The organism is Pusillimonas minor (assembly GCF_014237865.1).
In the GTDB taxonomy this organism is placed as follows: Bacteria; Pseudomonadota; Gammaproteobacteria; order Burkholderiales; family Burkholderiaceae_B; genus Neopusillimonas; species Neopusillimonas minor.
In genome coordinates, this window is sequence record NZ_JACJUU010000004.1 from 233302 (window position 1) to 247237 (window position 13936).

General features: G+C 58.1%; 10 protein-coding genes. 6 read left to right on the top strand and 4 right to left on the bottom strand.

All coding sequences use genetic code 11. The annotated features are described in order from the left end of the window. Positions 1 to 56: 56 nt before the first annotated feature. The 4 genes from GTU67_RS07825 to GTU67_RS07840 are packed head-to-tail and all read left to right on the top strand — an operon-like array spanning position 57 to position 3698. On the top strand, positions 57 to 407 hold the full coding sequence (locus GTU67_RS07825; protein WP_185779529.1) for a c-type cytochrome: 351 nt from the start codon (positions 57 to 59) through the stop codon (positions 405 to 407). A 12-nt stretch (positions 408 to 419) separates the two neighbouring features. Beyond that, on the top strand, positions 420 to 1715 hold the full coding sequence (locus tag GTU67_RS07830; RefSeq protein ID WP_249417621.1) for an NAD(P)/FAD-dependent oxidoreductase: 1296 nt from the start codon (positions 420 to 422) through the stop codon (positions 1713 to 1715). 52 nt (positions 1716 to 1767) lie between these two features. Further along, positions 1768 to 2889: a YeeE/YedE family protein gene (locus GTU67_RS07835; protein WP_185779530.1), complete on the top strand. Its 1122-nt coding sequence runs from the start codon at positions 1768 to 1770 to the stop codon at positions 2887 to 2889. Continuing rightward, a complete protein-coding gene (locus GTU67_RS07840; RefSeq protein ID WP_185779531.1) occupies positions 2886 to 3698 on the top strand; it encodes a thiosulfate oxidation carrier protein SoxY in 813 nt (270 codons plus the stop codon). Before GTU67_RS07835 ends, GTU67_RS07840 begins: the two co-directional genes overlap by 4 nt. Positions 3699 to 3784: 86 nt before the next feature. On the opposite strand, the gene GTU67_RS07845 is transcribed toward GTU67_RS07840, so the two are convergent. From GTU67_RS07845 to GTU67_RS07860, 4 genes are all read right to left on the bottom strand, one after another. Then, positions 3785 to 6361: an EAL domain-containing protein gene (locus tag GTU67_RS07845; RefSeq protein ID WP_185779532.1), complete on the bottom strand. Its 2577-nt coding sequence runs from the start codon at positions 6359 to 6361 to the stop codon at positions 3785 to 3787. A 19-nt stretch (positions 6362 to 6380) separates the two neighbouring features. Continuing rightward, on the bottom strand, positions 6381 to 8075 hold the full coding sequence (locus tag GTU67_RS07850) for a methyl-accepting chemotaxis protein (protein ID WP_185779533.1): 1695 nt from the start codon (positions 8073 to 8075) through the stop codon (positions 6381 to 6383). 251 nt (positions 8076 to 8326) lie between these two features. Next, entirely contained in the window at positions 8327 to 8941 is a 615-nt protein-coding gene (locus tag GTU67_RS07855; RefSeq protein WP_185779534.1) for an ANTAR domain-containing response regulator, read from the bottom strand. A gap of 5 nt (positions 8942 to 8946) precedes the next feature. Further along, complete coding sequence (locus GTU67_RS07860) at positions 8947 to 10023, bottom strand: PAS domain-containing sensor histidine kinase (RefSeq protein WP_185779535.1); 1077 nt, start codon at positions 10021 to 10023, stop codon at positions 8947 to 8949. Positions 10024 to 10183: 160 nt separating this feature from the next. On the opposite strand from GTU67_RS07860, the gene icd reads away from it, so the two are divergent. Further along, positions 10184 to 11443: an NADP-dependent isocitrate dehydrogenase gene (gene icd / locus GTU67_RS07865; protein ID WP_185779536.1), complete on the top strand. Its 1260-nt coding sequence runs from the start codon at positions 10184 to 10186 to the stop codon at positions 11441 to 11443. A 127-nt stretch (positions 11444 to 11570) separates the two neighbouring features. Further along, entirely contained in the window at positions 11571 to 13793 is a 2223-nt protein-coding gene (locus tag GTU67_RS07870) for an NADP-dependent isocitrate dehydrogenase (RefSeq protein WP_185779537.1), read from the top strand. Positions 13794 to 13936 lie beyond the last annotated feature (143 nt).

The following is a 13936-nucleotide window of genomic DNA, read 5'->3' on the forward strand; positions in this document are numbered from 1 at the left end:
ATGAAATTGGCTAGCATGGCCCAATTCTTTCAAGTTTCTGAACAAACGGAAAAATCATGAAAACTTTGATCAAGCAAGTGTCCGCCGGACTCGCATCGACCGTCGGGGCTTTGGCCCTGGGCTTGTCTGCGCCTGCGCAGGCGCAGTCCACTTTCGATGTCACGGTGCTGGCGGCGTCGTGTGCCAACTGCCACGGTACCGACGGCCGTTCGCCGGGTGGGATGCCCTCGTTGGCGGGTCGCCCCGAGGCGGTGCTTAACGCCCAACTGATGGCTTATAAATCTGACACGCCGCCGGCTGGCACCACCGTCATGAACCGTTTGGCCAAGGGCTATTCCGACGACGAGCTGGCCGCGTTGGCCAAGCACTTTTCGCAAATCAAGCCGCAGGCCACCGACAAAAACTAAAGGGTAACGATCATGATCAATTCAAAAAAAATGACGCGTCGCGAATTGCTCGCTACCGTGGGCAAGGCCGGGGCGGCGGGTGCTTTGCTGGTGGGTGCGCCCTCGTTTGCCAGCGGTTCGGCTGGTCGAGTGGTCGTTGTCGGCGGTGGGTTTGGTGGCGCTACGGCAGCCAAATACCTCAAGCGTCGCAACCCTGCCATTCAGGTTACGCTCATCGAGCCGGCGCGCGAGTTCATGACGTGCCCGTTTACCAATCTGTATTTGGGTGGCCTGCGTACGTTGCAGCAGCAGTCGCATAATTACGACGAGTTGCGTGCTTTGGGCGTAACGGTGGTGCACGATTACGCCGACGCGGTCGATGCCCAGAAGCAAACCGTCAAGGTGGCGGGTGGCCAAACGTTTGCCTACGACAAGCTGGTGCTGTCGCCCGGTATCGACTTCCGCTGGAACGCTCTGGAAGGCTATGACGAGGCTGCAGCGCAAAAGGCGCCGCACGCCTGGAAAGCGGGTGCGCAAACCGAACTACTTAAAAAGCAGCTTGATGCCATGCCGGATGGCGGCGTGTTCGTCATGGTGGCACCCGCCAACCCGTATCGTTGCCCCCCCGGGCCTTACGAGCGCATCAGCATGGTGGCGCACTACTTCAAAACGCAAAAGCCCAAGTCAAAAATCCTGGTGCTCGACCCCAAAGACGCATTTTCCAAGCAGGGTTTGTTTACTGACGGCTGGAAGCGTTTTTATGGCGACATGATCGAGTGGGTGCCGCTGTCCAAAGACGGTAAAGTCGTGCGTGTCGATGCCAATACATTAACGGTCGAGTCCGAGTTCGGCGAGAAGCACAAGGCCGACGTGCTCAACGTTATTCCACCTCAAAAGGCCGGCATCATCGCCGAGCGCGCCGGGGTAACCAACGAGAGTGGCTGGGTGCCGGTCAACCCGGATACTTTCGAGTCGGCACGCGTGCCTAATATTTATGTGGTGGGCGATGCCACCGTTGCGGCACCGATGCCCAAGTCTGGTTTTGTGGCTAATGCCCAGGCCAAGGTTGCCGCTGCGGCGATTGTCAATGCGCTGGCCGGTCGTCCTGCCGTCAAACCCTCGTTCATCAACACGTGCTACAGCCTTATCGCGCCCGACTACGGTATCTCTGTGGCCGGCGTTTACGCGGTGCAAGACGGTAAAATCGTCGAAACCAGCGGTGGCCTCAGCCCGAAAGACGCCGATGCCGACTTCCGCAAACTCGAGGCCGAATACGGCGTGGCCTGGTATAACGCCATTGCTCAAGACACTTGGGGGACGCAGGCCTAAGTCGCGCGGTTGCGCAGGCCTGGGTCCGGGTTAAACATCGCAAGGAAGCATTATGTCGAATGTCGAGCTCGTGCTCTGGTCTGCCCTGTGTATCGGGTTTGTTTTTGGGGTGGCGGGGCAGGTCAGTGGTTTTTGTCTGCATCGTGGCTTGGCCCAGCATTTCCGGGGCCTGCAGCGCCGTCGGCCGGTCGCGCCTAAGCAGGTCGCGGCGCCTGCCCGCAGCATCGCTGCGGCAAATCAGGGCCCTTCGGCTATGTCGGTTGCCGCACCCGAACGCGCGCCCGCGGTCAAGCTGCAAAGTTTTGCGTTGGCATTGTTTGTGGCAATTGTGGGCACCCAATGGGCAGCCCATGCGGGTTGGGTCGACCTGACGCAATCCATTTATCTGGCCGGTACATTTTCCTGGCTGCTGGTGCCCCTGGGCGGCGTATTGTTTGGTTACGGCATGACGCTGTCCAACGGGTGCGGCGCAAGGGCGCTGGTTTTGCTGGGGCAAGGCAACCTGCGCGCTGCGGTGGTGCTGCTGTGTCTGGGCGTGTCGGCCTACGCCACACTTACCGGCGTTCTGGCACCCATGCGGGTCAGTCTGGCCGAACTCACCGCTTGGTCTCCCGGCAGTTTCCGTGGGCCGTTCACGTCTTACTACGTGGCAGCGGCTTTGTTGTTTTTGGCGGGCTTGTTGTGGTTTGCGCTGCGCAAGGCAACTTTGTTGCGGCACAAGGCCGACTTTTTCGGCGCCGTGGTCATCGGCTTGCTGGTGGTTGCCGGGTGGCTGGTTACCGGCGTGCTGGGCGCCGACGACTTCGACCCGGTTGCGCTGGAGTCCATCACTTTTGTTGCGCCGGTGGGCGAAACACTTCAGTACCTGATGATTTCTACGGGTGTGGATGCGGGTTTTGGCGTTCTTGTGGTGACCGGTGTGGTGCTGGGCTCGTTGGTGTCTGCGCTGGTGGGTGGGCGCTTCAAGTGGCAGGGGTTCGAGTCTCCGCCTCAAATGCGTCGTTACATGGCGGGCGGTATTTTAATGGGTGTGGGTGGCGCCCTGGCCATGGGGTGCTCTATCGGGCAAGGCCTGACCGGTTTTTCTACGCTTGCGCTGGGGTCTGTCATGGCCTTGCTGGGTATACTGGCCGGGTCGCGTCTGGCGCTTAATTTGCATCGCAATTCATCATGATTTTCCCTCGTTTTTCTGTTCGTCGTGTCTTGTCGGCTGTTGTCTTCTCGTCTTGGGCGCTGGCTGCGCCTTTGACGGCGTTGGCGCAAACACCGGCTTGGCAGCGTGTCGAAGCGGTCAAGGCTCTGGTGGGCAACAACCTGCAATCGGGGCAGGCGGTCAAACTCGAATTACCGCTGGTGTCTGAAGACGGCTCGTCTGTCGCGATGTCGGTCGTTGCCGACCAGCCCCTGGGCGACGGCGTCTACATTCGTTATCTTGATATTTTCGCCCTTGGCAACCCCACGCCGCAGGTGGCCCACTTCGAGCTTGGCCCGGAAGTGGCGCCGCTTAATCTGGGTTTGCGCGTTCGCCTGGGCGAGTCGCAAACTGTGGTTGTGGTGGCCCGCAGCAGCGACGGCCGCGCGTTTGTATCCGAACGCGCAATTCGTATTACCACCAGCGGCTGTATTGCCGGGGCTGCGCGGCTCGACAAGGCACTTGAAATGAAAGAGCGGGTGCGCGTGCCCAAGCAGTTTGTCGCGGGCAAGCCGGCCGAGGTGCTGACCATGATTACGCACCCGATGGAAACCGGGTTGGTGCCCGATGCCAGCGGCAACATGCCCGATCAGCGCATTATCAATAGTTTCACGGCCAGCCTGGGCGACCGTCAGGTCATCAAGGCCCGGTTCTACCGTTCAATGGCTGCCAACCCCTACGTGCGGTTTACATTGGCACCCAATGTAAATACAGACTTGCAACTGGTTTGGCGTGAAGACACCGGGCGGCAAACCGAGCACAAAGCCGCCATACAAGTGGCCAGCAATTAAGCCTGGCCGGTTTGCAGCGTGGGTAGCTACCCGGCTGTTTACTGTTCACAGCGTACGTTGCCACCCGGCCCAAACCGCCGGTGGCGTTAAGTGATCTCGGCGCCTGCCAACAGTAGTTCTTCCAACGCCTGACCGGGTAAGGGCCGGCTGAAAAAATAACCTTGCAGGTGATCGCAGCGTTCATTGCGCAGGTAGTGAAGCTGGGCTTCGGTTTCAACGCCTTCGGCCAGTACGGTCAGTTTCATGCTGTGGGCCAGGGTAATAATGGCCTTTACGATGGCGGCGTGGCTTTCGTCCTGTGTAATGTCTTCAATAAACGACCGGTCGATCTTCAGCTCATGGATCGGAAAGTTACGCAGGTAGCTCAGGCTTGAGTAGCCCGTGCCAAAGTCGTCTATCGAAAGCCGGATACCCATGTCGTGCAGGGTGCGCAGGGTGCTGGTTACCTGATCCGGGCGCTCCATCAGCACGCTTTCGGTAATTTCCAGCTCAAGCGCGTCGGCCGGGCACTGTGCGTCTTCAAGAGTCTTTTTTATCTGCGAGACAATATCCTGATTCTTGAACTGGCGTGCCGACAAGTTTACCGATACCCGCATGTTGGGGTTGGCATGGGCGCGCCATTTCACAATATTTGTGCAGGCTTGTTTCAGTACCCACTGGCCGATAGGCAAAATCAGACCCGTGTCTTCGGCGACCGGGATGAACTCGTCGGGGGCGATGTGTACGCCGTCGGGCAATGTCCATCGCAGCAAGGCCTCGACGCCGATGATCCGCCCGCAACCAGCCCTGATTTTTGGCTGGTAGTGTAGCTGGAGCTCGTTCTGTTCTAGGGCCCGGCGCAAGCCGTCGGCAATGAACAACCGCCGAATGTGCTGAGCATTGACTTCGGGCGTATAGAACTGCACGTTATTGCGTCCGGCCTCTTTGGCCTGGTACATGGCCGAGTCCGCATGTTTTAACAGGGTGTCGCCGTCTGGGCCGTCTTTCGGGAATAGGGCAATGCCAATGCTGGCGCCGGTATAAAGATTGCGGTCTTTGTATGCAAAAGGGGTGGCCAGCGCACGCAAAATGCCTTGGGCTCTTGCGGTAGCAATGCGGCTACCCTCAATGTTCTCCAAGATCACCACAAACTCATCGCCGCCCAGTCTGGCCACCGTATCGGTCTCTCTAACGCTGGCGGTCAGCCGTCGGGCGGCCTCGGCCAGCATGGCATCGCCTGCGGCGTGCCCCTGGCTGTCATTCACATGTTTGAAACGATCCAGGTCCAGGTACATCACGGCCACTTGCTGTTGGTTGCGCTTTGCACGGGCCAGAGCCTTGCTTAGCCGGTCTTGCAGCAGCACACGGTTGGGCAGGTCGGTGAGTGCGTCATGCCCCGCCAGCTTGACCAGCGCCTCTTCCATGCGTTTGCGGTCCGAAATATCTTCAAGCACAACGATCAACCCCATGCGCGAACTGTCTTCGCGCAGGCACGATACAGTGGCGCGTGTCCAGATGACGTGCCCTGCCTTGTGCAGGTATCGCCGCTCTTTGCTGTAGTGCTCCAGCTCTCCGGCCATCACACGGCGGGTCATGGCATCGGCATCGTTGCGGTCGTCTGGGTGTGTCAGTTGCGGGAAGCGCATGCCCAGCAACTCCTGACGCTCATACCCCAGCACATCGCACAGTTTCTGGTTGATACGGGTGATACGCCCGTCGGCATCGGTTTGTGCCATGCCCACCGCGGCCAGGTTGAAGGTCAGGCGGTAGCGTTCTTCGCTTTGTGCAAGTTTGGCTTTTACGTTCAGTTTTTCGGTAATGTCTTGTGCCATTACCAGCAGTAGCGGTTTACCCCTGAACCGGATGCAGCTCAGGTTGAATTCAAGTTTCAGGCGGATGTCGGCCTGATCCAGGGTGACAAAAATACTGTTCTGGGCGTTGCCGGTTTCAAGCACGTCGGTGCCGGCCTCTAGCAGCAAACTGCTTTTTACCAGGCTGGACAAAGGCAAACCCTCGGCGGACAAGTCATCGTCAAGCCTGAAGATAACTCGCATGGCCGGGTTCATTGACAGCACCACAAGGTTTGCACTGACGACCATTAGTCCGGTGGGCATGGTCGACACAATACTTTCGGCATATTCCTTATGCTCGCGGATTTCTTCAGTATCTGCGTGAAAATAAGTGTCCAGTGCCAGGCCAATATCAAAGTTGACGACCTTCATCAGCGCATCGCAGGTCTTCATGTATTCGTCGGGTTCGTGGCCCAACGCCTGCCACAGCAGCTTTTGCATCTCGGCGACGTATTTCCGGTAGGCGCCCAGGTACCAGGTAGGTTCAAGCCCGATATGCTGGTGCACCAGGCCCACGCGCAGGCGGTCGCGCACATAGTCGGGGCCGTAATCGCCGGCCGTCAGGGTATTAAAGTACTGCCCTTGCACGTGCTTAAGCCGGTCGAGTCGACCGTCACCTTCCAGCAGGGGCTTGATCGCATCAAACCGCGACAAATGGGCGTAGAAGGCGTCTGCGAAACGTTTGGACTCTTTACCCAGCAGCTCATGGGCACGTCGCAATCGCAGCGCATCTTCATCGGTAAGCTCCAGAAACGCCTTGCGTTGATGGATCTCGTCGTCGTCAAGCCCCAGGCTATGCGTCAGGGCATCGACTTTCTCTTTCAGGTCTTTCATGCATCGGCCTTGTCGTTCTTCAGCCCAGTTTCAAGCGGGGCACGGGGGCATTGCGTTTAAGCAGGCGTAGCGGTTGCTGCTTTTTAGCCGGCCGGGTCCGGGTCAAGGCGTTGGCGGTTGTGTGGGTCTCGATCAACTTGAAAGCATTGAGCAGTGCGCTAAGGTGAGCGGCTTGCAGTTGCAGGGATTCTGCGGTTTTTGCCGTGCTTGCTACGGCGGCGGCATTGTCCTGGGTGATGGCTTCAATCTGCCCGACGGCCTGATTGATGTGTTCGATGCCTGTGCTTTGTTCTTTTCCTGCAGCCGCAATTTCGCCCATCAGCATTGTGGCCCGATGGGCCGAGTCAAGGATGTCCTGCATGATCTGCGCGGTCTGGTCGACCTGCCGGCTGCCGGCGTCAATGCGTGTCACCGATGCTTCGATCAGCGTTCTGATGTCTTTTGCGGCATCGGCGCTGCGCAGTGCCAGGCTGCGCACTTCTGCGGCTACCACGGCAAAGCCACGCCCCTGGTCGCCGGCCCGCGCGGCCTCGACAGCGGCATTCAACGCCAGAATATTGGTCTGGAACGCAATCGTGTTGATCATGCCGATGATGTCAACCACTTTGCGAGCGCTTTCCTGGATGTCGGTCATGGTGCGGGTAACCTGCGCGGCGGCTTCGGCCCCGCGCGTCGCGGCTTCGGCAGTCGAGGCCACCAGTTGATTGGCGGCCTCCGAGTTCTCGGCATGTTGTTGAACAATCGATGTCAGTTCGGTCACCGAGGCAGACGTTTCCTCGACGTTGCCGGCCTGCGAGTCGGTGCGCTGTGCCAGCAGGGTGTTGTCGCTGGCCAAATGTATGGCTTGGGCATTGACCTGTTGTGTCGACTCTTTGATTTGCCCCACCAGCAGCTTGACGTTGATCTGCAGCTTGCGCAGCGACTGCATGAGGTTGGCAATTTCGTTGTTACCCAGGGCGTCGATACGGCCGGACAGATCGCCGGCACTCATGCGGTCGATGTCTTGCTGCGCACGGGCCAGGGGGCTGATCAGCCGTCTATAGATGGCAATGCCGCCATAGGCAGACAGCGCCGCACCACAAAGCATCAGCAGTTCGGCCAGCAGCGGTAGTACCGATGTGACCGTGGTGTTGGCCAGATTCAACTGCCACACCACAAAGGCATTCACCAGAAACAGGGTCATCATGCAAAGCGTCCATAAAACAAGACGGGTTTTCAATGACAGTTCGGTGGGGGGTGTTTGCGGGTGACGTGACAGGCGAGGGCGACGTACGACCGCGCCTTCTCTGACGGTGATGCGTCGTGTCCCTTCACGAATTTCGCGGTAGGCGGCTTCGGCGGCTGCGACCTGTTCAGGTGAAGGTTTGACGCGAACCGAGGTGTAGCCCGTGATCTCGCCGTTTTCGGTGATGGGGGCGGCATGGGCCTCGACCCAGTAATGGTCGCCGTTCTTGCAGCGGTTCTTGACCAGGCCTGTCCAGGCTTTGCCACTGCGCAGTGTTTGCCACAGGTCGTAAAACGCCGCTTTGGGCATGTCGGGGTGGCGCACAATATTTTGCGGGGCGCCCAGCAGCTCCTGCTCCGAAAAGCCGCTGATGCGAACAAAGTCTTGATTGACGTAGGTGATGTTGCCCTGCAGGTCTGTTTTCGAGACGATGGTCTCGGTGTCCTGCAATATATATTCCCGATGCGTTACTGCGCGTTCCTGTCTCATGTCCTCTGGTCCTGGTGACGCCGGTGGGCGCAACGCGTAATGCGGTTGCAACGCGCTTCATGTTGCCGGCGGTTTACGGGCAATGGCGGGTGCTGGGCCAGGTTTGAGATGGGTCGCGGGTTTTGGGCGACTGTGGCAAACGCGAGAGCAGGCGGGTTTGGGGCCGGCGGGCGTTGCCAAGTACTAGTTTGTTCTTGCTTTGCGTCCTGATTATTAACGCATGCAAAATCATTGACTAGGTGAGGATAACCCTAGGCGTCGAACTGGCTGAGTGTTTCGTGAGCTGCTATCAGTGACTTGGCCAAGTCTTGAACTTGCCGGCGAGTGCGGCGCGCCTGTGCGCGCAAGGCCTGAAAAGCACGGTCATGGTCAAGCCGGGCTCTTTCCATGATGATGCCAATGGCAATACTGATTTCACGGCTGGATTCGAGCGCCTGGTTCAGGTGCGCTTCGTTTCTTTGCAGTTCAACAATGTCTGCTGCGCGAGCCAGGCCCGCTTTAATTGCCGGAATGAGTTGTGCCGTGTCGATGGGTTTGACCAGATAGCCGACGGCGCCGCTTTCGGTGGCCTCTTTTACGGTTTCCTCGTCTCCGTAGGCCGTAAGAAAAATAAACGGCACTTGCGTTTCGGCCCGTAGCTGACGAGCCACCTCAAGCCCGGACACACCCGGCATACTGATGTCCAGGATAGCGAGGTCGGGCGTGAGGTCTTGCAGCAATTGCAGGGCTTGTTCGCCTGAGTAGGCTTCGGTTACGGCAAAGCCCGCGTATTTGAGCCCTTTTGACAGCGTTGCAAGTACAAGGCGGTCATCGTCGACAACCAGAAGATGAAGTTTGACGGCGGCGGATGGCTGCGAGGGAGTCATAGTGGCTAAAGTTGGCGTGCGGGGTTGACGCTGTAAATGACCGGGGGCGAAAGCGTAAGTTGTGTTTCGACGAACCCGGGGCGATTGGCAAATGTCAGGGTGGCGCCGTGCGCCGGCAGCATCGAGCGTACCAGTTCAAGCCCAGTCCCTATGCCTTGTTCGGACGCAAAATCAAAATCATCGGGCAGTCGGCCCGGGTTGGTAATAGTGATGCGCGCACATTCAAGCTGTGACTGCCAGGCGACGCTTACGCCTAAGGTATTGTGTCGCTCGGATGCCGACAGGTGCTTGGCCGCGTTAAGTATCAATTCGTTCAATATCAGGGCAATGGGTACGCGCTCTTGCTCGCAAACCCGAATGCGTTCAGGCACATTGACGGTCACCGTAAAGTGCGGGCCGTCGGGCAACACCAGCTCTTGTACCATCCGGGCAATACTGGGGGCCATTTCGCACAACACCACCTCGTTGTATAGCGCCTTGCCTTCAAGCCCGTGTACAACCGCGATGGTGCGCACCTGCGCAATGGCCTTTTCCAGTACGTGGGCGGCCCGGGGCTCCGACTGGGCATGCTGGCGCAACATGCCGGCAACACCTTGCAGGCTGTTCTTGATACGGTGATGCACTTCCCGGATCAGCACATTGCGTTGACGCTCCATGCGCGTGACATAGGCTCGCGTTTGCTCTTCAATAAACGCCGCATACGTGTTCACCGTCCGGATCGCGACAAAGTGCTGAAACTCGTTGTGATCGTTGAAGACAGGGTTGAAGCTCAGGTGAACCCAGAACGGCGTGCGGTCTTTTTTGTAGTTCAGCATTTCGCCTGAAAAATGCTTTTTGTGGGCGACACATTCGCGCAGTTGGTCAAGTGCACCGGCATCGGTGTCGGGGCCATGCAGGAAGTCGCAAGGGTTTTTGCCCACGACCTCGTTGGCAGCATAGCCCGTCAATGTCTGCAGTTCAGGCGATGCCCAGATGATTTGCCAGTTTTCATCGCACATCAGCGTGAACGCGCAGGCACACGGCGAAGCCACAGGCAGTTGCGTCTCGGGCGGGGTCAGAACAGGCTGTTGGAGTTGTGGCATGGCTTGTACTCAAATTTGTGCCAAATTGTATTTGGATGTGCATGAAATTAAAAGGTCGGGTTAGTCCTCACTGTGCAGGGCGGTTACTGTATGCGTTTTGCTCGCGATAAAATGCCCCAAATGCCGCACGCCGGCCACGCGAATACTCACCGGAGCACTCATGTCTTACCAGCATATTCAGGTCCCCAGTCAGGGCGGCAAGGTTATCGTTAATCCCGACGGCACACTGCAGGTACCCGACCAGGTCGTCATCCCGTTTATCGAGGGCGACGGCACGGGTAAAGACATCATGCCGGTGATGCGCAATGTGGTTGATGTCGCGATACAAAAGGCCTACAACGGCGCACGCAAAATTCACTGGATGGAAATTTACGCCGGGCAAAGTGCGGCCGACCGCTATGGCCAAACCGCGTTGCCCGCCGAAACGGTGCAGGCCATCAAAGATTATGTTGTCGCCATCAAGGGCCCGCTGACGACCCCGGTCAGCGGGGGTATTCGTTCGTTCAATGTGGCCTTACGACATCAGCTCGACTTATACGTTTGCCTGCGCCCGGTGCGCTATATCAAGGGTGTGCCGTCGCCCGTTCAGCACCCCGAGCGCGTCGATATGGTGATCTTTCGTGAAAACGAAGAAGACGTCTATGCAGGCATCGAGTTTCCGGCCGAATCTGATCAGGCCAATGCGCTGATTGATTTCTTGCAGAACACGCTGGGGGCGCAAGATATCCGCTATCCCAAAACATCGGCCATCGGCATTAAAACGGCGTCTCGCGAAGGGTCGGAGCGCCTGATTCGAAAAGCCATTCAGTACGCCATCGACCACGACCGCAGTTCGGTTACGTTGGTGCACAAGGGCAACATCATGAAGTTCACCGAGGGGGCTTTCCGTGACTGGGGGTATGACCTGGCCCGACGCGAGTTTGGTGCGCAGCTCATCGATGAAGGGCCGTGGTGCCGCATTAAAAACCCGACAACCGGCCGCGACATTGTTATTAAAGATGCCATTGCCGACGCCTTCCTGCCGCAGGCTTTGTTACGCCCGAAAGAATTTGACGTCATTGCTACCACCAACCTGAACGGCGATTATTTTTCGGCCGCGGTTGCGGCTCAGGTTGGGGGCACGGGTATTGCTCCCGGCGCCAATCTGTCCGACTCGGTGGCCCTGTTCGAGGTCACGCACGGCACGGCGCCCAAGTATGCCGGTAAAGATTACGTCAACCCGGGGGCAGCCATTTTGTCGGCCGAAATGATGCTGCGCCATCTGGGCTGGCCCGAAGCCGCCGACCTGATTGTGGCCGGCATCGAGGCCGCTATTCAAGACAAGGTCGTGACCTACGATTTTGCACGACGTCTGCCGGGCGCCACGCAGGTATCTTGCTCAGGTTTTGGTCAGGAAATTATCAACCGGATGCCAACTTGACAGCGCTCTCGCTATAATAGGGGGCTGTCTTGTATCTTATATAAGACATATCACGCTAACCCGCGGTGCCAGTCCCGGATAACGGTGCCTGCTTTTTCCGCGACAGACACAGGCTCAAGAGGACACTATGACTTCCAAGATTATCTATACCCTTACCGATGAAGCGCCAGCTTTGGCGACGCATTCGTTGTTGCCAATGGTCGAAGCGTTTGCCCGTACAGCCGGTATCGCCATGGAAACGCGTGATATCTCTCTGTCGGGCCGCATTCTGGCGGTATTTTCCGACAAGCTCAAGGCTGAACAGAAAATTTCTGATGCGCTGGCCGAACTGGGCCAGCTGGCAACCCAGCCCGAAGCGAACATCATCAAGCTGCCTAACATTAGTGCATCGATGCCGCAACTGAAGGCCGCCATTAAAGAGTTGCAGGCACAAGGTTATGCCTTGCCCGACTACCCCGACGAACCTGCAACCGACGAAGAAAAAGATATCAAGGCGCGTTACGACAAGGTCAAGGGCAGTGCGGTTAACCCCGTTCTGCGCGAAGGCAACTCCGACCGTCGTGCCCCTTTGTCAGTTAAAAACTACGCACGCAAGCACCCCCACAAAATGGGTGCCTGGGCAGCCGATTCCAAAGCGCATGTGGCCAGCATGGCCGACGGCGACTTCTACGGCAGCGAAAAATCGGTAACAGTCGGCCAGGCCGGCGATGTCAAAATCGAACTGACCGCCAACGATGGCACCACCACCGTGCTTAAAGCAAAAACCACGCTTAAAGCCGGTGAAGTGATCGATGCTTCGGTCATGTCGGTAGCCAAGCTGCGCAGCTTTTTGCAAGCGCAAATCGAAGACGCCAAGCGCCAGGGTGTTTTGTTTTCAGTACACCTGAAAGCCACCATGATGAAGGTCTCCGACCCGGTACTGTTCGGCCATGTCGTGTCGGTGTTCTACAAAGACGTGCTGGCCAAGCATGCCGATGCCCTTAAGGCCATTGGTTTCAACCCCAATAACGGTATTGGCGATTTGTACGCTCGTCTGGGCGATTTGCCCGCCGAACAGCAAAGCGCCATCAAGGCCGACCTCGACGCTGTCTATAAAGCGCAACCCGGTCTGGCCATGGTCAATTCCGACAAAGGCATTACCAACCTGCATGTGCCCAGCGACGTCATCGTCGACGCCTCCATGCCTGCCATGATCCGCGATTCGGGCAAAATGTGGAACGCCGAGGGCAAGTTGCAAGATGCCAAGGCCGTGATTCCCGATCGTTGCTATGCAGGTGTTTACCAGGCTGTTATTGACGATTGCAAACGCAATGGCGCGTTCGACCCGGCCACAATGGGCAGCGTTCCCAACGTGGGCCTGATGGCGCAGGCCGCCGAAGAATACGGCTCACACGACAAGACGTTTGTTGTGCCGGCCGACGGCGTTGTACGCGTCACCGACGCTGCAGGTAACGTACTGCTCGAGCACGCTGTGCAGGCGGGCGACCTCTGGCGCATGTGCCAAACTAAAGACGCGCCGATTCAAGACTGGGTCAAACTAGCCGTTAACCGCGCACGTCTTAGCAACACCCCAGCCGTATTCTGGCTCGACCCCGCACGCGGTCACGATGCACAGCTTATTGAAAAGGTTCAGCGCTACCTTAAAGACCACGACACCAACGGCCTTGATATCCGCATCATGACCCCGGTCGAAGCCACGTTGTTCTCGCTCGAGCGTATTCGCCAGGGCAAAGACACCATTTCGGTCACCGGCAACGTCCTGCGCGACTACCTGACCGACCTGTTCCCCATCATGGAACTGGGCACCAGTGCAAAAATGTTGTCTATCGTGCCTTTGATGGCTGGTGGTGGCCTGTTCGAAACCGGTGCAGGTGGTTCGGCACCCAAGCACGTGCAGCAGTTTGTCGAAGAAGGCTTCCTGCGCTGGGATTCGCTGGGTGAATTCCTGGCCCTGGCCGCGTCGCTTGAGCACCTGGCCAACAGCTACAACAACCCCAAAGCCAAAGTGCTGGCCGACACGCTCGACCGCGCAACCGGTAAATTCCTCGACGAAAACCGTTCGCCCGATCGTAAAGTGGGCGGTCTCGACAACCGCGGCAGCCATTTCTACCTGGTTATGTTCTGGGCCCAGGCTTTGGCCGAACAAACTGCCGACGCCGACTTGCAAGCCAAGTTTGCCGAAGTGGCCAAAACACTGACCGAGAACGAAGCCAAAATCGTGGCCGAACTGGCCGCCCCGCAAGGCAAGCCTGTTGACATTGGTGGGTACTATCGTCCCGACACAGCCAAGGTCGACGCAGCGATGCGCCCCAGCGCTACGCTGAACGCGGCCATTGCCAAGCTGGGTTAATCCACGGTCTGGTAAACTGGCCCGCCGCCGGCGCAGCACGCTTGATGCAGGCTGCGCCCAGGCGTTAGCCCGGCATCACCAAACCGCGCCCGAATACTGCCTTGTCGGCAAGTGTTCGGGCGCGGTTTTTGCGTTGTGGGTCT